General features: G+C 70.6%; 24 protein-coding genes. 1 reads left to right on the plus strand and 23 read right to left on the minus strand.

Annotated features, from left to right (window positions below):
* Positions 1–3 precede the first annotated feature (3 nt).
* The 12 genes from AC07OZ_RS19965 to flgB all read right to left on the minus strand — a co-directional run bounded on the left by AC07OZ_RS19965 (position 4) and on the right by flgB (position 10,082).
* Positions 4–1,125: a hypothetical protein gene (locus AC07OZ_RS19965; protein WP_495468824.1), complete on the minus strand. Its 1,122-nt coding sequence runs from the start codon at positions 1,123–1,125 to the stop codon at positions 4–6.
* Positions 1,115–1,996 carry a flagellar hook-associated protein FlgL gene (flgL, locus tag AC07OZ_RS19970; RefSeq protein WP_495468825.1) on the minus strand — a complete coding sequence of 294 codons (882 nt, stop codon included), beginning with the start codon at positions 1,994–1,996 and terminating at the stop codon, positions 1,115–1,117. The genes AC07OZ_RS19965 and flgL overlap by 11 nt, the downstream gene beginning before the upstream one ends.
* A 48-nt stretch (positions 1,997–2,044) precedes the next feature.
* Complete coding sequence (gene flgK, locus AC07OZ_RS19975; protein WP_495468826.1) at positions 2,045–3,412, minus strand: flagellar hook-associated protein FlgK; 1,368 nt, start codon at positions 3,410–3,412, stop codon at positions 2,045–2,047.
* Positions 3,409–3,816 carry a rod-binding protein gene (locus AC07OZ_RS19980; protein ID WP_495468827.1) on the minus strand — a complete coding sequence of 136 codons (408 nt, stop codon included), beginning with the start codon at positions 3,814–3,816 and terminating at the stop codon, positions 3,409–3,411. Before AC07OZ_RS19980 ends, flgK begins: the two co-directional genes overlap by 4 nt.
* A complete protein-coding gene (locus AC07OZ_RS19985; protein WP_495468828.1) occupies positions 3,816–4,916 on the minus strand; it encodes a flagellar basal body P-ring protein FlgI in 1,101 nt (366 codons plus the stop codon). Before AC07OZ_RS19985 ends, AC07OZ_RS19980 begins: the two co-directional genes overlap by 1 nt.
* A gap of 7 nt (positions 4,917–4,923) precedes the next feature.
* Positions 4,924–5,601 carry a flagellar basal body L-ring protein FlgH gene (gene flgH, locus AC07OZ_RS19990; protein WP_495468829.1) on the minus strand — a complete coding sequence of 226 codons (678 nt, stop codon included), beginning with the start codon at positions 5,599–5,601 and terminating at the stop codon, positions 4,924–4,926.
* Between the two features lie 10 nt (positions 5,602–5,611).
* Complete coding sequence (flgG, locus tag AC07OZ_RS19995; RefSeq protein ID WP_495468830.1) at positions 5,612–6,400, minus strand: flagellar basal-body rod protein FlgG; 789 nt, start codon at positions 6,398–6,400, stop codon at positions 5,612–5,614.
* A gap of 61 nt (positions 6,401–6,461) precedes the next feature.
* A complete protein-coding gene (locus AC07OZ_RS20000) occupies positions 6,462–7,196 on the minus strand; it encodes a flagellar basal body rod protein FlgF (RefSeq protein WP_495468831.1) in 735 nt (244 codons plus the stop codon).
* 61 nt (positions 7,197–7,257) lie between these two features.
* Positions 7,258–8,466 (minus strand): flagellar hook protein FlgE, encoded by a 1,209-nt coding sequence (locus AC07OZ_RS20005; protein ID WP_495468832.1) that lies wholly within the window; start codon positions 8,464–8,466, stop codon positions 7,258–7,260.
* Between the two features lie 72 nt (positions 8,467–8,538).
* Positions 8,539–9,198: a flagellar hook capping FlgD N-terminal domain-containing protein gene (locus tag AC07OZ_RS20010; RefSeq protein ID WP_495468833.1), complete on the minus strand. Its 660-nt coding sequence runs from the start codon at positions 9,196–9,198 to the stop codon at positions 8,539–8,541.
* A gap of 45 nt (positions 9,199–9,243) precedes the next feature.
* Complete coding sequence (flgC, locus tag AC07OZ_RS20015) at positions 9,244–9,669, minus strand: flagellar basal body rod protein FlgC (protein WP_495468834.1); 426 nt, start codon at positions 9,667–9,669, stop codon at positions 9,244–9,246.
* A gap of 26 nt (positions 9,670–9,695) precedes the next feature.
* A complete protein-coding gene (gene flgB, locus AC07OZ_RS20020; protein ID WP_495468835.1) occupies positions 9,696–10,082 on the minus strand; it encodes a flagellar basal body rod protein FlgB in 387 nt (128 codons plus the stop codon).
* A gap of 109 nt (positions 10,083–10,191) precedes the next feature.
* Between flgB and flgA the strand changes: the two genes are divergently transcribed.
* Positions 10,192–10,872 carry a flagellar basal body P-ring formation chaperone FlgA gene (gene flgA, locus AC07OZ_RS20025; RefSeq protein ID WP_495468836.1) on the plus strand — a complete coding sequence of 227 codons (681 nt, stop codon included), beginning with the start codon at positions 10,192–10,194 and terminating at the stop codon, positions 10,870–10,872.
* Between the two features lie 23 nt (positions 10,873–10,895).
* On the opposite strand, the gene AC07OZ_RS20030 is transcribed toward flgA, so the two are convergent.
* The 11 genes from AC07OZ_RS20030 to fliD are packed head-to-tail and all read right to left on the minus strand — an operon-like array spanning position 10,896 to position 19,168.
* Positions 10,896–11,720: a glycoside hydrolase family 73 protein gene (locus tag AC07OZ_RS20030; protein ID WP_495468837.1), complete on the minus strand. Its 825-nt coding sequence runs from the start codon at positions 11,718–11,720 to the stop codon at positions 10,896–10,898.
* Positions 11,707–12,171 carry a flagellar protein FlgN gene (locus AC07OZ_RS20035; protein ID WP_495468838.1) on the minus strand — a complete coding sequence of 155 codons (465 nt, stop codon included), beginning with the start codon at positions 12,169–12,171 and terminating at the stop codon, positions 11,707–11,709. The genes AC07OZ_RS20030 and AC07OZ_RS20035 overlap by 14 nt, the downstream gene beginning before the upstream one ends.
* Entirely contained in the window at positions 12,168–12,461 is a 294-nt protein-coding gene (gene flgM / locus AC07OZ_RS20040; protein WP_495468839.1) for a flagellar biosynthesis anti-sigma factor FlgM, read from the minus strand. The genes AC07OZ_RS20035 and flgM overlap by 4 nt, the downstream gene beginning before the upstream one ends.
* Before the next feature lie 37 nt (positions 12,462–12,498).
* Positions 12,499–13,512: a flagellar motor protein MotB gene (locus AC07OZ_RS20045; protein ID WP_495468840.1), complete on the minus strand. Its 1,014-nt coding sequence runs from the start codon at positions 13,510–13,512 to the stop codon at positions 12,499–12,501.
* A complete protein-coding gene (motA, locus tag AC07OZ_RS20050) occupies positions 13,502–14,434 on the minus strand; it encodes a flagellar motor stator protein MotA (RefSeq protein ID WP_495468841.1) in 933 nt (310 codons plus the stop codon). Before motA ends, AC07OZ_RS20045 begins: the two co-directional genes overlap by 11 nt.
* A gap of 32 nt (positions 14,435–14,466) precedes the next feature.
* Positions 14,467–15,180 carry a FliA/WhiG family RNA polymerase sigma factor gene (locus tag AC07OZ_RS20055; RefSeq protein WP_495468842.1) on the minus strand — a complete coding sequence of 238 codons (714 nt, stop codon included), beginning with the start codon at positions 15,178–15,180 and terminating at the stop codon, positions 14,467–14,469.
* A 42-nt stretch (positions 15,181–15,222) separates the two neighbouring features.
* On the minus strand, positions 15,223–15,729 hold the full coding sequence (locus AC07OZ_RS20060) for a flagellar basal body-associated FliL family protein (protein WP_495468843.1): 507 nt from the start codon (positions 15,727–15,729) through the stop codon (positions 15,223–15,225).
* Positions 15,726–17,054, minus strand: a complete 1,329-nt coding sequence (locus AC07OZ_RS20065; RefSeq protein ID WP_495468844.1) for a flagellar hook-length control protein FliK — start codon at positions 17,052–17,054, stop codon at positions 15,726–15,728. Before AC07OZ_RS20065 ends, AC07OZ_RS20060 begins: the two co-directional genes overlap by 4 nt.
* The gene (fliT, locus tag AC07OZ_RS20070; protein ID WP_495468845.1) at positions 17,051–17,383 is read right to left on the minus strand and encodes a flagellar protein FliT; all 333 of its coding nucleotides are present in this window, start codon (positions 17,381–17,383) and stop codon (positions 17,051–17,053) included. The genes AC07OZ_RS20065 and fliT overlap by 4 nt, the downstream gene beginning before the upstream one ends.
* A 13-nt stretch (positions 17,384–17,396) precedes the next feature.
* Positions 17,397–17,783: a flagellar export chaperone FliS gene (fliS, locus tag AC07OZ_RS20075; RefSeq protein ID WP_495468846.1), complete on the minus strand. Its 387-nt coding sequence runs from the start codon at positions 17,781–17,783 to the stop codon at positions 17,397–17,399.
* Between the two features lie 26 nt (positions 17,784–17,809).
* Positions 17,810–19,168 carry a flagellar filament capping protein FliD gene (fliD, locus tag AC07OZ_RS20080; protein WP_495468847.1) on the minus strand — a complete coding sequence of 453 codons (1,359 nt, stop codon included), beginning with the start codon at positions 19,166–19,168 and terminating at the stop codon, positions 17,810–17,812.
* Positions 19,169–19,189 lie beyond the last annotated feature (21 nt).

Raw genomic sequence — 19,189 nt, forward strand, 5'->3', positions numbered from 1 at the left:
CTCTCAGACCGACAAGAGCTGCCGCACGCGCTGCCGGTGCATGCCCCGCAGCGCGGGCAGCAATGCGCCGACGTCGCTGTACTCGGCGCCGGACAGCTCGCCCGCCAACGTGGCGGCGAGCGCGCCGGCCTGTTCCGGCGCCATCGACGGCACCGGCCGCGCGGCCGACTCGAGCTGCTCGTTCAGTCGCGCCCGCGCCTGGGCGACCTTGGGCTGCGCCTGCAGCAACTGCCCCAGCGCCTGTCGCTGGCCGGTCGTTTCCTTCACGTCCCAGCGCTGCGGCTGCAGCGCGTCCGGGGCCGGCTCCAGCAGCGCGCGCACCGGCTGTCCGCTCGGGAAGCGCTTGCCCTCGCCGCGCAGCGTCAGACCGTCGCGCAGCGCGGGCCACTGCGACTCCGCCACGCTGAAGACGATCTCGGAGCCCTGCGCCTGCACCGACAGCCCCGCCGGCGACAGCGCCTTCGTCAGCGCCTGCAGTTGCTGCTGCGTGCCCTCGCCGTCCAGCGAGACGGCGATCACCGTCGACTTGCCCGCCGCACCGCTCTCCTGCGGCTGGCCCGGCAGCTGGAGCCGCAGCGTCTCCTTGCCCCCTTGCTGGAGCACGGCCAGGTCCAGGCCGCGCAGCTTGAAGCGCTGTCGCGCAGCGCCGTCCTCAGGCGCGGCTTGCAATTCGGCATCGACGCGTCCACCCGCATCGCGGCTGCGTTGCGACCAGAGCTGACGCAACTGGTCGACCTGCGCGCCCAGCGCCGCGGACGGCGGTGTCTGACGGGCCAGCGTGTCGCTGAGACCGCCCTTGAGCTGCTGCATCGCCGCGGCGAGGCGATCGAGGTAATCCAGTCCCTGCTGAAGCTTGCCGAGATGCAGTTGCGCGCCCGGCTCGCGCGCCGCCGAAGCACCATCGCCAGCGCGCAGCGGCGCGGCGGCGAGGTCGATGACGACGGGTTTCCCGCCGATGTGCGTGGCCTGGACGGCCTGGGGGACCTGGGGAACCTGGGCAGAGGATCGCGGAGCGTCTGCCCCCGAGGCCGGTGCGGTCGTCGGCGCCGACGGGCGCGCGCCATCGGCGGTCCGCGACGCGCGGTCCCCGCCGAACACCGGCGCGGTGAGCACGTCAGATCGCATCGAACAGGCTCAGCTGGCTGACCTTCGCATAGGCCTTCTGCGTCGCCTGCAGCGCCAGCGTGTAGCTGTTGAGGCGCGTCGCGGCCTCGCCGTAGTCGATCTGGCCGAGATCCAGCGCGCTCTGCTGATTCGCCAGGCTGACCGACGCATGGTTCGTGTCGATCGTGTCGAGGATGTTCTGCCGTCCGCCGAGCTGGCCGATCTTGCCGGCCACGTCGCCCAGCGTCTGGTCGAGTGCATCGATCATCGCGGTCACGTCGGCGTGCACGCCCTCGGCGGTCACGCCCGGCGTGGCCAGTTGGCCGCCCAACGCGTTGAGCTGTTGCAGGAAGGCGCCCATGCCCTCGAGCGACACGTTGCCGCCGATGGCCATGTTGTCCGCGACGGCGACCTGCTGCGTCTGCGAGTTGCCCAGGAAGTTGTAGGCGGGGTCGACGGTCGGCTGGTCGCTGGCCGTGCCGGAGAACAGGTAGCGGCCTTCCGCGTTCTTGCTGTTGGCCAGGAAGAGCAGGCTGTCGTGCAGCGTCTTCACCGATCCCGACATCGCGTTCAGGTCGTCGCCGGTGTTGCCCGCGTCGGCCGCCCAGACCAGCAGGTCACGCGTGGCCTGCAGGTCCTCGCGGATGCTGTCCAGCGAGACCTCGCTGGTCTTGAGCCGGCTCTTCAGCGCGCCGATGTTGTCGCGGTACTGGGTCAGCGAGGCCTCCTCGCGCGACAGCCGCGCCAGTCGCAGCGCGGCGATGCTGTCGTCGGACGGCTTGAGCACGCGCTGGCCCGAGGCCATCTGCTGCATCACGTGCGTCAGGCCCTCGTTGGCGGCCTGCAGCGCGCTGTTCATCGTCGTGTGGTACTGGTTGCTGGCGATGCGCATGGGAGTGGCTCCGGAATCGACGTGAACGGGGATCGGAAGGTCCGGGCCTCAGCCCAGCATCTGCAGCGTGCTGTCGAACAGCTGGTTCGCCACGGCCACCACCTTCATGTTGGCCTGATACATCTGCTGGTACTGCATCAGGTTGATGGCTTCCTCGTCGGTGTTGACGCCGGCGCTGGACTTCCAGTCCTCCTCGGACTGGTCGCGCACCGTGGTCGCGGTCTTCTGCGAGCCCTGGTTCAGCGAGCTCGCCACGCCCAGCTTGCCCACCAGCTGCGTGAAGACGTCGCCGGTGACGATCTGCGTCGTGCCCGCGGCATTGCCGGCGGAATCGAAGGTCGTGATGGTCATCGGCCGGTTCTTCAGCCCGATCAGCGCGGTCAGGTTGCCGCTGTCGCCGCTGACCGTGGCGCTGCTGGAGAACGCCAGCTGAGCCGCGGTGATGCCGGTCATCTTGAGCGTGCCGCCGCTGGTGTCGAACAGCGGCGCGCCCGGCGTCGCGGCGGGCGGCGCGAAGCCCAGCGCCAGCTGCGCGTTGAACGCGTTGCCGATGCCCAGTGCGAGCTCCGAGATCGTCGTGCGCATCGGTCCGAGGACCTGCTTCTGCAGATCGGCCAGGCCGCCGAGCTGGCCGCCCTGCCCCACGTCCGACAGGGTGAACGAGGTGTTGGCGAACTGGATCTTCAGTGCGGCGGGACCGGCCGTGGACAGCACCGCCGCGTCGGCGCCGACGACCAGCGGCTGTCCGCCCTTGAGCGACACGCTCTTGGCGCCGTCGGGGGTGTCCACGACCTGCAGGCCGACCAGCGCGGACAGCGCCTTGATCTTCTCGTCGCGGGCGTCCTGCAGCCCGGCGTCGTTCATGCCGGTGGCGCGGCCGCCGGCGATCTGCTTGTTCAGCAGCGCGATGTCCTGCGTCAGCGCGTTGACCTGGTTGACCACGCCGTCGCGCTGCGTCGCGATCGCGGTCTGCTGGTTGGCGAACAGCTGCTGCAGGCTGTCGAAGCGCTTGACCAGGCCGTCGGCGGCGGTCAGCACGGCTTCGCGCAGCGGGCCGGATTCGGGCTGCACGCTGGCCGCGTTCAGCGCGGCGAAGAACTGGTCGATGCCGTTGTTGATGTTGGCCGTGTCGTCGGACATGACCTGCTCGAGCTGGGTCATGTAGGACTGCCCGGCGCTGTACTGGCCGAGCTGGCTGGTCGCCTGCCACAGCTGCACGTTCTTGAAGCTGTCGGCGAAGCGCAGCAGCTTGGACACCTGCACGCCGGCCCCGCCCGCGGGCGTCTGCAGCGAGCCCAGCAGCACGCCGGTGCGGGTGTAGCCCGGCGTCATCGCGTTGGCGACGTTCTGGCTGGTGGTGCCCAGCGCGGCCTGGGCGGCCTGCGCGCCGGTGAGGCCGTTGAGGAGGATGCTCATGAGGTCGAGGGTCCTGAGGATGCGGGGGCGCGTGCCGGGAGGGCCGCGGGGGTCTTCCCTCCGGAAGGCGACGCGGCGGCGCCGGAACTTAAACCGGCCGCCGGGAGCACCTGCTTGAGCATCAGGTCGGCGATGCCGAAGGCGCGCTGCTGGGCCAGCGCGTCGGCGACCATCCCGTCGGCCAGATCCAGCATGTCCTGGTTGGCGCGCTTGTTCTCCGCGCTGTCGTCGTCGGCCAGCGCGCGTGTGCCGGCGCGCATCTGGCTGATCATCTGCTTGATGAAGAAGGCCTCGAACTTGACGGCCGCATCGGTGGCCTGCGCCTTGATGCGGGCGTCGGGATCCTTGGCGCCGTCGAGCGCGGCGGCCAAGGGCATCGGCGCGGAAGTCGGGAAGTCGCTCATCAGATCACCTGCAGCTCGCCCTCGATCGCCCCGGCCTGGTCCAGCGCCTGCAGGATCGCCATCAGGTCGTCCGGATTGGCGCCGATGCTGTTGACCATGTCGACGATGGCCTGCAGCGAGGTCCCCGCCGGCCAGCGGAACATCCGTCCGTCGCCCTGGTCCACGCGCAGTTGCGACTGCGGCACGGTCTGCGTGCGGCCCTGGCTGAAGGCATTGGGCTGGCTGACTTGCGGGCTCTCGCTGATCACGACCTTCAGCGAGCCGTGCGACACCGCCGCCGGGCGCACCTTCACGCCGTCGGCGATGACGACCGTGCCGGTGCGGGAATTGAAGATCACGCGCGGCAGCGCCGGCGCGGCGTCGATGGACAGCCCCTGCAGCTGCGCGACGAAGGCGACGCGCTGCGTCGATTCCATCGGCGCGCGCACCGACACGCTGGTGCCGTCGCGCGTCGACGCGGTGCCGCTGCCGAAGCGCTGGTTCAGCGCGTCGACGATCTGCGTCGCCGTCTGGAAGGCGGGACGCTTGAGGTTCAGCACCACGTCCGGGCGGGAGTCGAAGTCGCTCGCGATCTCGCGCTCGATCGACCCGCCGTTGGGCACGCGGCCGGTGGTGGGCGTGTTCACCGTCACGCTGGAACCGCTCTGCCCCTGCGCATTCAGGCCGGTCACGACGAGATTGCCCTGCGCCAGCGCATACACCTCGCCGTCGGCGGCGTGCAGCTCGGTCAGCAGCAGCGTGCCGCCGCGCAGGCTCTTCGCATCGCCCAGCGAGGACACGGTGATGTCGATGGACTGGCCGCGGCGATAACCCGACGGGAAACTCGCGCTCACCATCACCGCCGCCGCGTTGCGCGACTTGGCCTCGGTCTTCTCCGGCAGCTTCACGCCGAACTGCTTCAGCAGGTTGGCGACCGACTGGCCGGCGAACTTCACCTGCGTGCTGTCGCCGCTGCCGTTCAGGCCGACGACCAGGCCGTAGCCGAGCAGTTGGTTCTCGCGCACGCCCTCGATGTCGACGAGCTGGCGCAGCGGCTGCGCCGCGAAGGCCGGCGCGACCGCGGCCAGCCCCAGGGCCAGGGAGATCAGGAGTTTTTTCATGGGAGCCTCAGATCGGATTCCACGGGCTGTTGAACCAGCGCGTGAACCAGCCCGGCGTGTTGGCGTCGGCCAACTGGCCCCGGCCGCTGTAGGCGATGCGGGCGTTGGCGACGCGCTGCGAGGACACGCGGTTCTCGCTGTCCACATCGGCCGGACGGACGTAGCCGGCCACGCGCATCAGTTCCTCGCCCTGGTTCAGCGTCAGGCTCTTCTCGCCGTGCACGCGCAGCAGGCCGTTGGACGTCACCTCCTGCACGACGACGGTGATCGCGCCCTGCAGCGTGTTCTGCTGCGAGCTGCTGCCGCTGCCGTTGAAGTCGCGGCCGCCGTTGATGCCGTACGCGCGCTGCTTGCCGTTCAGGTCCAGGCCGAAGTTCCCGCTGCTGGTCTTGCCGCTCTGCGTGTTGGCGCTCTTGCTGGCCTGCGTCGCCTCTTCCAGCACGATGGTCAGCACGTCGCCCGACCGGAAGGCGCGCGTGTCGGCGATCAGGCTGGCGCTGCGGCCCGCGGCGAACACACCGCCGCCCGAAGGCTTCACCGTCTCGGCGATCGGCAGCGGCAGGCCGCCGGGATCGGCGCTGGGCAGTTCCGGCGGCGCGATGGTCGCGCAGCCGCCCAGGAGCGCCGCGAGCGCCATGAGCGTGGCAGCGGCGGCGGACGGGAGAAGACGGACAGCGGCGTTCATGGCCCTCTCCTCAGCGTGCGGCCTGCGCCAGCACCTGCAGCATGTTGTCGGCGGCGGAGAGCACCTTGGTGTTCATCTCGTAGGTGCGCTGCGCCGCGATCATGTCGACCATCTCCTCGACGACCTGCACGTTCGAGCCTTCCAGCGCGCCCTGCTTGAGCTTGCCCAGGCCGTTCTCGCCGGGCACGCCCTCGGTCGGCGCGCCGCTGGCGCCGGTCTCCTGGTACAGGTTGTCGCCCAGCGCCAGCAGGCCGGCCGGATTGACGAACTGCGTCAGACGCAGCTGGCCGATCTCCTGCGGCGCGGCGTTGTCCGCGACGGTGATCGACACGACGCCGTTCTCGCCGATCGTCAGCGACTTGGCGTTGATGGGCACGGTGATCTCGGGCTGCAGACGCTGGCCTTGCGCCGTCGTCAGACGGCCTTCCGGACTCAGATTGAGCTGGCCAGCGCGCGTGTAGGCCGGACGGCCGTTCGGGCCCTCGACCTGCAGGAAGCCGTTGCCGACGATGGCCACGTCCATGCTCTGCCCGGTCGTCTGCAGGCTGCCGTTGGTGAACACCTTCTGCGTGCCCACCATGCGCGTGCCGTTGCCCAGCTGCACGCCGGTCGGCGCGGCGGTGCCGTCCTCGGCCTGCGCGCCGGGCTGGCGCTCCACCTGGTAGAAGAGGTCCTCGAACATCACCCGGTCGCGCTTGAAGCCGACCGTGTTGACGTTGGCCAGGTTGTTGGCGATCGCTTGCAGCTTGGCGTCCTGCGCCTGCACGCCGGTCTTGCTGATCCACATGGCGGGGTTCATCGGGGGCTCCTTGGGGATGTTCAGGAAATGCGGGAATGTCGGAAGAACCGGCGGGCGCGCGTCACTCGCGCACCAGCCGGTTGCCGGTGTCGGCCATGCCGTCGGCGGCCTTGTAGAGGCGCATCTGCAGCTCGAAGTCGCGGGCCAGGTTCATCGTGGCGACCATCTCCTCGACGGCCGACACGTTGCTCGACTCGAGCTTGCCCTTGGCGACCTGCACGGCGGGATCGGCCGCCGGCGTGCTGCCGTCGCGCGTCACCAGCAGGCCGGCCTCGTTCTTGGTCAGCTGCGAGAACGGCGGCTTCACCAGCTTGAGGCGGTCCACCGTCTGCAGCTCGGGCTGTCCGTTGGACAGGACCGAGATCGTGCCGTCGGGCTGCACTTCCAGCTTGTCATGCGGCGGCAGCACGATGGGACCGCCCTCGCCCAGCACCGCATGACGGCCCAGGCGCAGCGTGCCGTCGGCGTCGACGGTGAAGTTGCCGCTGCGGGTGTAGGCCTCGCGGCCCGCCGGACCGTCCTGCGCGACCGCGAACAGGCCCTCGCCCTCGACCGCCAGGTCGAGATCGCGGCCCGTGTCGCGCTGGCTGCCGGCCCGCGCGCTGACGACGTCCGAGCGCGCCTGCGACAGGTGCCGCGCGTCGTAGCCGTAGCCCTTCACCTGCGCGGCGCTGGCCTGCTCCAGGTTGGCGCGGAAGCCGGCCGTCTCCATGTTGGCCAGGTTGTTGGCATGCACGGCCTGCGCGCGCTGGATGCGCTCGGCGCCGCTCATGACGGTGTAGATCAGGGCGTCCATCGGGGGCTCGCTTCAGTCCGTGAGGTCGGTGGGATCGGTCGGGTCAGGAGACGACGACGCGTCAGACGGCCTGCATCAGCGCCTGCATCATCTCGTTCTCGGTCGAGATGAGCTTGGTGTTGGCCTGGTAGTTGCGCTGCGCGCTCATCAGGCTGACGAGCTCGCCGGTGACGTCGACGTTGGACTGCTCGATCGCGCCGGCGCTGAGCTTGGACGCGGTGCCCGCGCCCGGGCGCGAGTACAGCGCGACGCCGCTGTCGATGGTCGCGGACCAGCTGGTGTCGCTCATCGGCTTGAGCGCGTTCTCGTTGGCGAAGGTCGCCAGCGCGATGGTGCCGACGGTCTGCTTCTCGCCGTTGCTGTAGTTGGCGATCAGCGAGCCGTCCTCCGACAGGCTGGTGCCGGTCAGCGTGCCGGCGGCGTAGCCGTTGGACTCGTTGGTGCGCGTCGTCGTGTCGCCGGCGAACTGCGTGGTGCTGGTGTAGTCGATACGCATCGCGATCGGCGCGGCGCCGTTGGCGGGCGCGGCGTTCAGCGTCACGGCGGGCACGGCGGTGAGCTGGCCCTGCGCGTCGAAGGTCATCGTCGCGCCGACGCCGGCCGGGGCCGCGCCGTCGAAGCTGTAGTACGCGTTGACGGCGCCGACGCCGGTCTTCACGAAGTACTGCGTCACGCTGTGCTTGGTGCCCAGCGAGTCGTACACGACCGAGGTCACCGAGCTGTTGTAGCTGCGCGAGTCGTCCTTGTCGAAGGGCGCGAGCGCGGGCACGGTCCAGTCGGCGCTGAGGTTGCCGTTGTAGGTCAGCACGTCGCTGGCCTGCGCCGGGATCGTGCCGGCGTTGACGCGCAGGTCGCCGAAGGCGCCCAGGCCGGCGCCCGGCACCGGACGGCCGCTGGCGTCCAGCACCGCGGCGTAGCCCTGCGCCTTGCGGCCCAGGCTGTCGATGACGTTGCCGTCCTTGTCGACGTCGAACAGGCCGACGCGGGTGAACACGGTCTGGCCGTCGTCGCCCTTGACCGCGAAGAAGCCGCGGCCCTGGATCATCGCGTCCATGCCGCGGCCGGTGTTGAACAGGCCGCCGCCGGTCTGGATGCTCTGCGAGATCGAGCCCACCTCCACGCCGGTCGGGTGGCTGTCCGCGTACATCGACGAGAAGTTGCTGCGGCTGGACTTGAAGCCGTAGGTGCCGGAGTTGGCGATGTTGTTGCTGATGGTCTCCAGGCTGGCGTTGACCGCGTTGATGCCCGAACGTGCGATTTCGAAACTCATGGGGGCCTCCGAAGGCGTTGGATGCTGGGAACTCGAGAAGACTCTGGAAGAACTCTGGGGGCGGCGCGCGCGTCAGGACGCGGCGCGGCCCTTGAACTGGGTGATGGCCTGGCTGCTGACCTCGCCGACGCCGGCGAGCTGCAGCATCACGCTGCCGTCGGCGGACAGGCGCACGCCGTCCAGGCGGGCGATGGTTTCGAGGCTGACGTCGCGCTTGTCCTTGGCCTCGAACTTCAGGCTGTACTGGCCGTCGCGCAGGCCGAGCTTGGCCGGGTCCAGCGTGTAGCCGTGCTCGCCCTTGCCGAGCGACCCGAGGTCGATGCGCTGCTCGGTGCCGTCGCCGGCGGTCACCACCAGGGTGTTGGCCGGGCTGCTCGAATCCAGCGTGTAGCGCAGCTCGACCTTCTCGCCCTCCAGTTGCACCTGCGACACGGCGGCCTGCAGCGTGGAGCCGACCTGCGCGCCCAGCGTCATCAGCTGCAGGCTCGCCAGCATGCTGGCGTTGGTCTGGCCTTGCGAGGTGAGCTTCTGCATCGACTCGACCTGGCTCAGCTGCGTGAGCTGGCTGACGAACTGCGACGGGTCCTGCGGCGACAGCGGATCCTGGTTCTTGATCTGCGCGACGAGCAGCGTGGTGAACAGGTTGCTCAGGCCGCCGCTGTCGCCGTTGCCGGCGATCGCGTTGGAGGACGAACCGTTGCCGCTTGAGTTGTTGTTGACGGGGGTGGTCATGTCGGGGCTCCGTGGAATTTCGGGGTCAGGTCTTGATCGCGACGATCAACTCTCGCCGAGGCGCAGCAGCGACTGCTGCATCGACTTCACGCGCGACAGCACTTCGACGTTGGTCTCGAAGGCGCGCGAGGCGGACAACATGTCGGTCATCTCGGCGACCGGATTGACGTTGGGATAGAAGACCTCGCCGTTCTCGTTGGCGAGCGGGTTCTCGGGCTCGTAGGCCTTGCGCAGCGGTTCCTGGCTCTCGACGACGTCCAGCACCTGCACGCGCGTGCCGGCGAGCTGCTGATCGCCCAGCCCTTCGCGCGCGGCCAGCGCGGCGAACACCGGCTTGCGGGCGTGGTACGTGGCGGTCTCGCTGCCGGCGGCGGACTGCGCGTTGGCCAGGTTGCTGGCGATCGTGTTCAGGCGCACCGTCTGCGCGGACATCGCCGAACCGGCGATCTGGGTGATCTGCTTGAAGGACATGGGAGCTCCCTGCTTTCTGGCCGTGCTTACTGGCCGCTGATGGCCTTGGCCAGGCCCTTGAGCTTCATGTTCACGAAGCTCAGGCTGGTCTGGAAATCGAGCGCGTTCTGCGCGAAGGCGGCCTGCTCCACGCCCAGCTCGACGGTGTTGCCGTCCTGCGCCGGGTGGTAGGGGACGCGGTACTTCATGTCCTGGTCGCCGGTGTCCAGCGCCAGCTCCCCGTTGAAGCCGTCGCGCGATCCGTCGCCAGAACCGAGTGCGCTGCGCAAGGACGCGGCAAAATCGATGTCGCGCGCCTGAAACCCTGGCGTGCTGACGTTGGCGATGTTGGAGGCCAGGACCTTGGTCCGCTCCGCACGCAGACGCAGCGCGTCGTCATGCACCCCGGCCGCCTTGCTGAAATCGATGCTCATGCGCGACTCCCTCTTTCCGTTCGTTTCCGAATCCGTTGCTGTCTGTCGTCCGCTGTCGATCGCTGTCGCGATCTCAGCGGCGTCCTTGTCTTGCGGGCTGCCGGCCGCCATGGCCGCGGATGCCGTGACGAGCCCCCGGTCCGCAGCCAAGGACGGCACCGCCCTGCTCGATGCCCAGGTGCTGGACACCGCGCGCACCGCGTTGCTGGACCAGGCCCAGCAGGCCGGCCTGATCTCGCCCGAGCTGCAGCTGCAGCAGCCCGCGCCGCGTCCGCGTCCGGCCTGCCCGGCCGGCTGGGACGTCGCGCTGCAGGACAGCCGCAGCCTGATGCGCCTGCGCCTGGTGGCCCGCTGCACCGACGACGCCGCCCGCGTGCCGCCGCAGGACTTCCTGCTGCGCGCGACGCTGAGCGCCGAGGTCCTTGTCGTCACGCAGGGCGTGGCCAGCGGGCAGCCGGTCACCGACGATCAATTGCAGCTGCAGCGCCGCGACATCAGCCAGACGCCCGACGCGTTGTCCACGCTGGAACCCGGCTTCGCCGCGCGCACGACGCTGCGCCCCGGCCAGCTGCTGCAGAAGCGGCTGCTGGCCGCGGCCATCGTGGTCAAGCGCGGTGACGCCGTGCGCATCCAGGCCAGCCGCGGCGGCGTCAGCGTCGAAGGCGCCGGCGAGGCGCTCGACAGCGGCGCGCGCCAGGGCCTGATCCGCGTGCGCAACAACGCCAGCGGCCGCGTGATCCAGGCGCGCGTGCTGGACGCCGGACTGGTCGAGCCCGCCGAACTGCGCTGAAGCCTCCACGGCGAAAGCGATCGTCATTTCGACGCTCCCGCCGCACGGGTCGATGCGCCTACCGTCGCCGGCATCGGCGTGGTCGTCGGCACCGGGCCGGCCGGCGCCGTCACGCGCGCCGCGACCTGCGCGAGCTTCTGTGCATACGCCGGATCGGTGGCGTAGCCGCCACGCTGCAGCGCGGCGCCGTAGGCCTGCGCATCCGCGCCGGCATTGAGCGCGCCCTGATAACGCGGGCTCGTGCCGACCAGCCGGGCCAGGTCGTCGAAGGACTGCGACGGCGACGCGTAGGCGCGGAACGCCTCGCTGCGTGCGACGGGCACGCCACCCTCGACCTCCGTGGTCATCGCCTGCGCGACCGCGCCCTGCCAACCGGTGGCCTTGATGCCGAAGTAGTTGTGGCTGCTCGAACCGTCCGCCGCGCGGATGGGCGAGCGGCCCCAGCCCGTCTCCAGCGCGGCCTGCGCGGTCAGCACCTCGGGCGCGACGCCCAGCTTCGCGCCGGCGCCGCGTGCCAGCGGCAGGACCTCGTCGATGAAGGCCTGGCGCTGCGCTTCGCTGACGGCGTCATCCGCGGAGCCGCCCGTGCCGGGCGCCGAATCCATGCCGGCGACCGACAGCGCCCGCGCCCGGCCCCACGCGCCTTCCGGGCTCAGACCCCGAGCGGCACCGCCATCGGCGCCGCCGTCGCCCTGCTCGATGTAGCGGACCACGTCACGGTGCAGTTCATTGAACAGCGCGTCGAAGCGCGGCGTGCCGAAAGCGCCCGCGCTGGCAGGGCGCACCGGCATGGCCGGACCGCTCGCCAGCGACGGGAACTCACCCGCCCGGAGATCAACGTTCCGCATAGATGTGCTCCTCGCGGCCCAGCAGCTGCTGCATCAGCGCCTGCTGCTCGCCGATCAACTGCGCGTTGCGCAGGTTCATCGCCTTGCACTCGGCCAGCGCGCGCTCGATCGCGCGGCGCAACGCGGCGATCGGCTCGGCCGTCGCGGCGGGCAGGCGCTCCAGCAACGCGCGCAGGCTGGGCTGCGCGGAACGGCCGAGCAACCCGACCAGCAGCTCGCGGCGACGCGTGCGTTGCGCCTCCATCTCCGCAGCCTGCGCGAGGATCTCCGCGGACAGCGCCGCCATCGCGTCGGCCTCGTGCCGCAGCGCGGCGTGGAACTGGCGGTCCAGCAGCGCGCGCAGCGTCTCGTAGCCGCGCAGGTCGTGCGCGAGCCCGTCGGCGAGCTGCTGCAGCATCACCGCGGCGGTGCTGTCGGCGCGGCGCGCCGTGCGGGTCAGCGTGGCAGTCACGCGCGGCCTCCGTGATAACGCTGGATCAGCTGCGACAGGCGATTCGCGTCGAACTTGATCTCGCCCTTCGCGAGCGCGTCGCGCAGCGCGGCGACCTTGACCTCGTCGACTTCTGGCATCGCGGCGAGCGCGGCTTGCGCGGGCTTGAGCGCCTCGCTCGCGAGCTCGCCGGCCTGCATCGCGGGACCGGAGGACGGACCCGCGCCGAGCGCGCGATCAGTCGATTCGACGGGCACCGACGACGTCGTGCCGGCGGCGGGGTTCAGCGGGTTGGTGCCTGTGATCTTCATTCGTTCACCCTTGGATCTGGTGCGCATGCGGCCTCCGTCACCGGGAGGCCGCCGGGGCGGCGGGCGTGGCGGTCGGCTTCGCCAGCGCGCCGCGGACCTGTTCGGCGGCATCGCCCTCGCGGCCCGGGTCGCGCAGCCCCGCGGGACCGAACATCCCGGCGATCGCCTGCGCCTGTTTGGCGGTCAGCAGCATCAGTTCGATGCGGCGGTTGGCCGCGGCGGTCGGTGTCAGCGGGTCGAGCGGCGCGGAGTCCGCCATGCCGGTGACCTGCAGCACGCTGGACTCGGGCATGCCGCCGACCAGCAACTCCTGGCGGGCCGCCATCGCGCGGTGGCTGGACAGGGCCCAGTTCGTGAAGGCGCCCGGGCCCTTGTCCTGGTAGGCCGTCGCGTCCGTGTGGCCGACGATCAGCAACTGGTTGCGGATCTCCGCCAGCAGCGGTCCGAGCTTGCGCAGCAGCGCACGCAGCGGCGCGCTCGGCTGCGCGCTGCCGCGTTCGAACATGCCGCTGGACTCGGTGTCGTGCAGCTGCAGGCGCAGGCCCTGAGGCGTGACGGCGCTGCGCAGATGGCCCTCCAGGCCTTCCTCCTTGGCCAGCGCGGCGATGCGGCGCGCCAGCGCCTGCAATTGCTCCGGCGAATCTAGGCTGGGCCGTCCCATGCGCGATTCGGTCGACCCGTGCTGCGGGTCGCCGGCGCTGGGCTCCTCGCTGCGCGCGGGCACCGGGTGGCGCTCGATCATGCTGCCGCGCGAGCCCGCGGCCAGCGAGTTGGTCAGCCCCTGGCCGTCCTCGATCAGGTTGGCGCCCGCGTTCTGCAGCACGACCTGCATGCGCTCGGCATTGCGCGAGGCCAGCAGCCACAGCACCAGGAACAGGCACAGCAGCGCCAGGCAGAAGTCCGCGAACGCGACCTTCCACGCGCCGCCGTGGCCGTCGTCGTCGGCACGGCGCGAGACGCGCTTCACCACGGTGGGGTGGTGATCGCGCGCCGTCCTGCCGCCGGCGGCGCTGATGCCGCCGGGGCCGATGGACACCACCTCAGGCTGCACGGCGTTCTCCTTCGCCCGCCGGGCGGTCGCCGGCGCGGCGGCGTGGCGTGGCGGCCGGCTCGTCGCCGTTGAGCGCGTCGATCCAGCTTTCCAGCAGCGCGAAGCTGGGCTTGATGTTCAGCTGCACCAGGCGGCGCCCGGCGTCGATCGCCAGCAGCGGCGGCTTGCCCGACACATGCGTCACCAGCACCACCTTCACGGATTCCAGCGAGGCCAGTTCGTGATGCACCAGCTGCTTCATCATGTTGGACAGCGGGTCCATCACGCCGTAGCAGAAGAAGATGCCGATGAAGGTCCCGACCATCGCGGCGGCCACCATCACGGCGATCTCGCCGGTGCCCGCGCCTTCGGCGACATGGTTCATCGCCATCACGATGCCCAGCACCGCGGCCAGGATGCCGAAGCCCGGCATCGCCTCCGCGATCTTGTGCAGCGACTTGGACGGCTGGATCAGCTCGTCGTGGATGGCCTCGAGCTCCTGCTCCAGCACGCCCTCGAGCTCATGCGCGTTGATCTTGCCCATCGCCATCAGGCGGAAGTTGTCGACGATGAAGTGCAGCAGCTTGCGGTTCTCCAGGATCAGCGGATAACGCTGGAACAGCGCGCTCTCGTGCGGCGCCTCGACGTGCGCGTCCAGCGCCTTCAGGCCGCCGGCGGCCGTCTGCAGCAGCTCGTACATCAGCAGCAGCAGCTGGCGCTGGAACTCCTGCCCGTGGTCGCTGCGGCGCACCAGCTTGCGCAGCTGCAGCAGCATCTCCGACAGCACGTGGCGCGGATTGCCGAGCACGATCGCGCCCACGCCGGCGCCGACGATGATCAGCAGCTCCACCGGCTGCCAGATGACCTTGAACTGGCCGCCGTGCAGCATGAAGCCGCCGAAGACGCAGCCCAGGACGATCCCGATTCCGATGAGTGCCTGCATGTCCGTTCCCCTTGTTCCTGTTCCGCCGGTCGTCAGACTTGCTGCAGAAAGGCGCGCATCTTGGCGAGCGCGGCCTTGTTGATCTGGGAGACGCGCGCCTCGGTGAGATCGAGCACGGCGGCGATCTCCTTGAGGCTGGCGTCGAATTCGTAATAGAGCTGGATCACGCGCTGCTCACGCTCGTTGAGCGCCGTCAGCGCCTGCGCGATCGAGCGCGTGACCATCAGCTGCGCCTCCGGATTGCGGTGCTCGCTGGGCAGCTGCGCGAGTTCCTCGACCAGTTCGTCGAAGCTGGCCATCTCCTCGGCCACCTCGGCCTGGAGGAAGTCCTGGTACTGCTGTGGCGTGAGCTTCAGGTGGCGCAGGATCTCGGCCTCGGTCGCCTCGCGGCCGAGCTGCCGCGTCAGCGCGCGCAGCGCGTCGCGCTGCTTGTGGCTGTCCTGACGCACCGTGCGCGGACGCCAGTCCTGGCGGCGCAGCTCGTCCAGGATCGCGCCGCGCACCCGCAGCGCGGCGAAGGCGCCGAAACCCGCGTCCGGCAGGCCGTAACGACGCAGCGCCTCCAGCAGGCCCATCAGGCCGATCTGCTCCATGTCCTCGCGGTCCATCACCGCGCTGGCCTGTGCCGACAGCTGCCGCACCACGCGCTTGACCAGCGGCGCGTACTCGCGCAGCGCGCGCTGCTCGAGCTCTGCGCTCAGGCCCGCCGTCGCGACGGCGCCCCATTCGGCGTAGGCGTGTTGCACGGTGCTGGTTCCTCGTGATGCGGGTCGCGTGCGGCCGGGCCGTCACTCGATGATCAGCTTGCCGATGAGCGCCTCGGCGAACGGCGCGTCGCGCCGGTCCGCCGCGTAGCTCTCGGCATAGGCCTTGTTGAGCAGTTCCGCGAACTGCTCGACGCTCATCGTCTGCGCGCTCTCGACCGTGTGCGTGGACAGCGCCTTCACCGCCACCGTGCGCAGCAGCGGCAGGTGGTCCTTGGTGCGCTTCTCCTGCTCGGGCAGCGTCTTGAAGACGATGTCCACCGCCATGTAGTGCGACACCGCCGAGCCGTTCGGGCCGCGCAGCATCACGAGGACCTTGTCCAGCGTCACGTACTTGTAGTCGGGCGCGGGCTTGCCATCGTCCTTCGCGTCCTTGGCGTCTTTCGCGTCCTTGCCGCCATGGGCGGCATCGGCGCCGGCGGCCGTCTTCGTGCCGTCGGCCTTCATCCACCACACGGCGGCGCCGGCACCGCCGGCGGCCAGCAGCGCGACGACGGCGATCACGCCGATCAACTTGGTCCTGCTCTTCATCGCGTGGTCCTCGTGTTGGCGCCGGTCGCGCCGGCGTTCCCGGCGAGCGCGTCCGCGAAGGCGAAGGCGCCGGAAGCGCTGGAAGCGCCAGAAGCGCCCTGGTCGTCGTCCTGCAGCGCGCGGCCGGGCTGGCGCTGCGCGTCGCGTTGCTGACCGTTCTGCTGCGGCTGGCCGCCCGCGGCCGCGCCGTCGCGGCCCCGGCCGTCGCCGGCCGCCTGCGCGCCCGAGGCGACCAGCACCGAGACATCGCCCGCATGGCGCTGCACCAGCTCATGGCGCAGCGGCTCGGCGATCTGGCGCAGCTGCTGGCGCACGTCGTCATTGCTCGCGGACAGCTGCACCTGCAGCGCCCCGCCCTGCTGACGGATGTCGATCTCGATGCGGCCCAGCTGCGGCGGCTCCAGGTGGAGCCGCGCGCTGTCGGCGCGCTGCGCGATCTGCAGTTGCAACCGGTCGCCGAGGGCCTGCATCAGCGGCTGCTGCCAGGCCTCGCGCGAGGCGGGCAGCGTGAGCGTCGAAGTCGTCGAAGTCGTCGAGGCTCCGAGGTCAATGCCGGTGGCACCGTTCCCCGCGCCCTGCGCCATCGTCGTCATCAGGTCGGCGCTCCAGCGCTGCAGCCCTTGCCACGCGCCGGCGTCGGCCGGGTTCGCCGGGACCACGACCGTGTCCGCACCGTGCAGCGCCAACAGGCGGGCCGCGTCGGTGGTCAGCGCGGAGGGCACAACGGTCGCGGTCTGCAGGGTCGCCGCCGCACTGGCCGCGCCGGCCGCGGCGGTCGAATTGGCCGTGCGGCCCGTCGTGCCGGCCGTATCGCGCGCAGCGGGGGGCGGCGGCATCACGGCGGGCATCAAGGTCGGCATCAGCATCGCCATCAGCGGTGCGCTCGCGTCCGTCGGCAGCGCGGCGTTCTCCGGCGAGGTCGTCGTGTCGGAGTCGGTGTCCTTGCCTTCCGGCCGGGCGCCGCCCGCGACGACGCCGATCGCAGCGTCGCCCGTGTTGGCCGCCGGACCGCGGCCCAGCAGTTCGTCGAGCGCCTGCATCAGCGCCGCGTCGAGCACGTCGACGTTCTCATCGGCGCTGCCAGCCTGCGCATCGGCAGCCTGCGGCATCGACGCATCGCGGTCGCTCACGGGCGCCATCAACGGCGCGAAGGGCAGCCCCGCGACCGCCGCAGACGCCGTCTTGTCGGCACTTCCCGCACTTCCCGCGCTTCCCGCGTTACTTGCCTTGCCGCCGGCCGCGTTGCCGGGATTGAGCCCCGGTCTCGTCCCGGCGGAAGTCGAAGCGGCGGCGGCCGCGGCCATTGGATTCATCGTCATCGTCATGCTTGCGCCTCCGTGCCCCAGTCGGCGGATTCCGCATACGCGGACCACCCCTGGCGCTGCTGCCGCATCTGTTCCAGCGTCTGGCCGAGGCGCTCGAGCTCGCGCTGGCATTCGCCGCTGATCTGCTGGTGGAGCTTGCGCAGCTGCTGCAGCGCGGCGCGCTCGCCGGGCGACAGGGCCGCGGCGGCCAGGCTGCCCAGCAGCTGGGCCAGCTCGGCATCCGTGCGGGCCAGCGCGGTCCAGTTGCGCTGCGCGAAGGCATCGCGCAGGCGCTCGCCCAGCATCTGCAGGCGGGCGGTGATGGGCACGGCGCGGAGGGAGTGAGGCATCGCCGGTCCTTCCTCAGCCGTGACGGGCCTGCACGCCCTGCCAGCCGCCGCGGATCTGCGTGAGCAGGCCGCGGACCTCGTCGACCAGGGCGACGTCCAGCTCGATGCCGGCGCGGTACAGCCGCTCGGCGCAATAGTCGTAGAGCCGGGCGAGGCTCGCGACCACCTCGCCGCCCGTGTCCAGGTCCAGCGCGCTGGACAGCCCGTTGATGATGGCGACGCACTTGTCCAGGCTGGCCGCCTTGAGCTCGAAACGCCGCGCCTCGATGTGGGCGCGGGCGCGGGCGAGCTCGTCGAGCAGGCCGTCCATCAGCACCAGCACGAGCTGGAGCGGCGAGGCCTGCGCGGTCTGCGCATGCAGATGGACGGACTGGTAGCTCTGGTAGGCGTCGTGGCTCATCGTGGGGTCATCGGTCTTCCCGGCGGTCAGGCCGAGACGGCGTCGAACAGGCTGCCCGTCCCACCCAGCTGCGTCTGCAGGTTCTGCAGCTGCGTGAACTGTTGGAGGTAGCGCGTGTACGCCTGGTTGTATTGCTGGTCCAGACGCAGCTTGCGGTCGCTGATGCTCTTCTGCTGCGACTGGATCGTGGTCTGGCGCTGCTTGATCTGGCCGTTGGAGCTGTTGGTCCAGGTGTCGGCGAGCTTGTCCATCGCGCCGAGCAGGCCCGACGAGTTGGACAGCGCGGTCGAGCCCAGCACCTTGTCGAGCGCGTCGGGCGTGGCCGACAGCGCCTTGCTCAGCTTGGCGCTGTCGAGGGAGGCGCTGCCGTCGCGGCCGATGGACACGCCCAGCGTGCGCAGGTTGGCGCCGGCGTAGTCGTTGCGCAGCACGTTGCCGATGCGGTCGCGCAGCGCGCGCACGCCGGCATCGCTGGCGAAGGCGCCGTTGGCGGTGCCTTCCTTGCCGACGACGGTCAGGTCGTCGAGCGCCTTCTCCAGCGTGTTGTACGCGTCGACGAAGCTCTGCAGCTTGGCGCTGGTGGCCGAGTCGTCGCGGGCGACGGTCAGCGTGACCGGGGACTCGCCGGTGACCTGCGCCTTCTTCAGCGTGATGGACACGCCCTGGATCGCGGTGACCGTGTTGCTGGCCTGCTGCAGCCGCACGCCGGTGCCCTGCGCGCCCAGCCAGACGACGGCGTCCTGCGCGCCGACCAGTTCCTTGCGCTTGCTGGTGTCGTCCAGCGCGGTCTTCAGCGGTCCCGACAGACCCGAGGTGTCGATGGTCAGCTTGCCGCCCGCGCCGCTGACGCCGGCGGTCAGCACCAGCTGCGTCGCGCCGCCGACGGTCACGACCATCGCGGTGGCGTTGCCGTTGGCCGCGGTGTTGATCGCGCGGGCGATCTCGGTCTGCGACAAGGTGCCGTCACCGTCGCCGTCGGCGCTGGCGAGGTCGACGTTGAAGCTGCTGCCGTTGGCCAGCTGCACGGACATGCTGCCCGGGCCGGCCGGCACCGCCGGCAGGTCCTGGAAGGCGACCTGGTTGGTCGTGGCGAGCTGCTCGACGAACAGCGGCGTGCTGGTCGGCTGCGCGCCGGCCGCGGCGGTCGCGGTCATCACCGTGCTGTCGCTGGGCGTGGCGCTGTACTGCGTGACCGACTGGCCGGGCTTGGACGACAAGGCGGCCAGCGCCGTCTTGAACGCGCTCAGCGCGCTCTGCAGCTTGGTCAGGCCGGTGGACGCGGTCTGCGCCGCCTTGGTCTGTGCATCCAGCAGGGTCTGCGTCGGTTGCGTGTACGCGGTGGCCAGGCTGGTGGCCGTCGAGGTCGGATCGAAACTAGTCGCCATGGCGAGCTCCTCCACAAGGTC

The organism is Roseateles sp. GW821-FHT09G03 (assembly GCF_059416045.1).

Bases quoted from the DNA above. Each gene is read 5' to 3' on its own strand.
- AC07OZ_RS20005 (WP_495468832.1), bottom strand. From the start codon at position 8,466: ATGAGTTTCGAAATCGCACGTTCGGGCATCAACGCGGTCAACGCCAGC.
- flgG (WP_495468830.1), bottom strand. From the start codon at position 6,400: ATGAACCCCGCCATGTGGATCAGCAAGACCGGCGTGCAGGCGCAGGAC.
- fliD (WP_495468847.1), bottom strand. From the start codon at position 19,168: ATGGCGACTAGTTTCGATCCGACCTCGACGGCCACCAGCCTGGCCACC.
- flgM (WP_495468839.1), bottom strand. From the start codon at position 12,461: ATGAAGATCACAGGCACCAACCCGCTGAACCCCGCCGCCGGCACGACG.
- flgC (WP_495468834.1), bottom strand. From the start codon at position 9,669: ATGTCCTTCAAGCAGATCACCCAGATCGCCGGTTCGGCGATGTCCGCG.
- AC07OZ_RS19980 (WP_495468827.1), bottom strand. From the start codon at position 3,816: ATGAGCGACTTCCCGACTTCCGCGCCGATGCCCTTGGCCGCCGCGCTC.
- AC07OZ_RS19985 (WP_495468828.1), bottom strand. From the start codon at position 4,916: ATGAAAAAACTCCTGATCTCCCTGGCCCTGGGGCTGGCCGCGGTCGCG.
- fliS (WP_495468846.1), bottom strand. From the start codon at position 17,783: ATGAGCCACGACGCCTACCAGAGCTACCAGTCCGTCCATCTGCATGCG.
- motA (WP_495468841.1), bottom strand. From the start codon at position 14,434: ATGCAGGCACTCATCGGAATCGGGATCGTCCTGGGCTGCGTCTTCGGC.
- flgA (WP_495468836.1), top strand. From the start codon at position 10,192: ATGGCCGCGGATGCCGTGACGAGCCCCCGGTCCGCAGCCAAGGACGGC.
- flgB (WP_495468835.1), bottom strand. From the start codon at position 10,082: ATGAGCATCGATTTCAGCAAGGCGGCCGGGGTGCATGACGACGCGCTG.
- AC07OZ_RS20065 (WP_495468844.1), bottom strand. From the start codon at position 17,054: ATGACGATGACGATGAATCCAATGGCCGCGGCCGCCGCCGCTTCGACT.
- flgK (WP_495468826.1), bottom strand. From the start codon at position 3,412: ATGAGCATCCTCCTCAACGGCCTCACCGGCGCGCAGGCCGCCCAGGCC.
- AC07OZ_RS20030 (WP_495468837.1), bottom strand. From the start codon at position 11,720: ATGCGGAACGTTGATCTCCGGGCGGGTGAGTTCCCGTCGCTGGCGAGC.
- AC07OZ_RS19965 (WP_495468824.1), bottom strand. From the start codon at position 1,125: ATGCGATCTGACGTGCTCACCGCGCCGGTGTTCGGCGGGGACCGCGCG.
- AC07OZ_RS20010 (WP_495468833.1), bottom strand. From the start codon at position 9,198: ATGACCACCCCCGTCAACAACAACTCAAGCGGCAACGGTTCGTCCTCC.
- fliT (WP_495468845.1), bottom strand. From the start codon at position 17,383: ATGCCTCACTCCCTCCGCGCCGTGCCCATCACCGCCCGCCTGCAGATG.
- flgH (WP_495468829.1), bottom strand. From the start codon at position 5,601: ATGAACGCCGCTGTCCGTCTTCTCCCGTCCGCCGCCGCTGCCACGCTC.
- AC07OZ_RS20000 (WP_495468831.1), bottom strand. From the start codon at position 7,196: ATGGACGCCCTGATCTACACCGTCATGAGCGGCGCCGAGCGCATCCAG.
- AC07OZ_RS20060 (WP_495468843.1), bottom strand. From the start codon at position 15,729: ATGAAGAGCAGGACCAAGTTGATCGGCGTGATCGCCGTCGTCGCGCTG.
- flgL (WP_495468825.1), bottom strand. From the start codon at position 1,996: ATGCGCATCGCCAGCAACCAGTACCACACGACGATGAACAGCGCGCTG.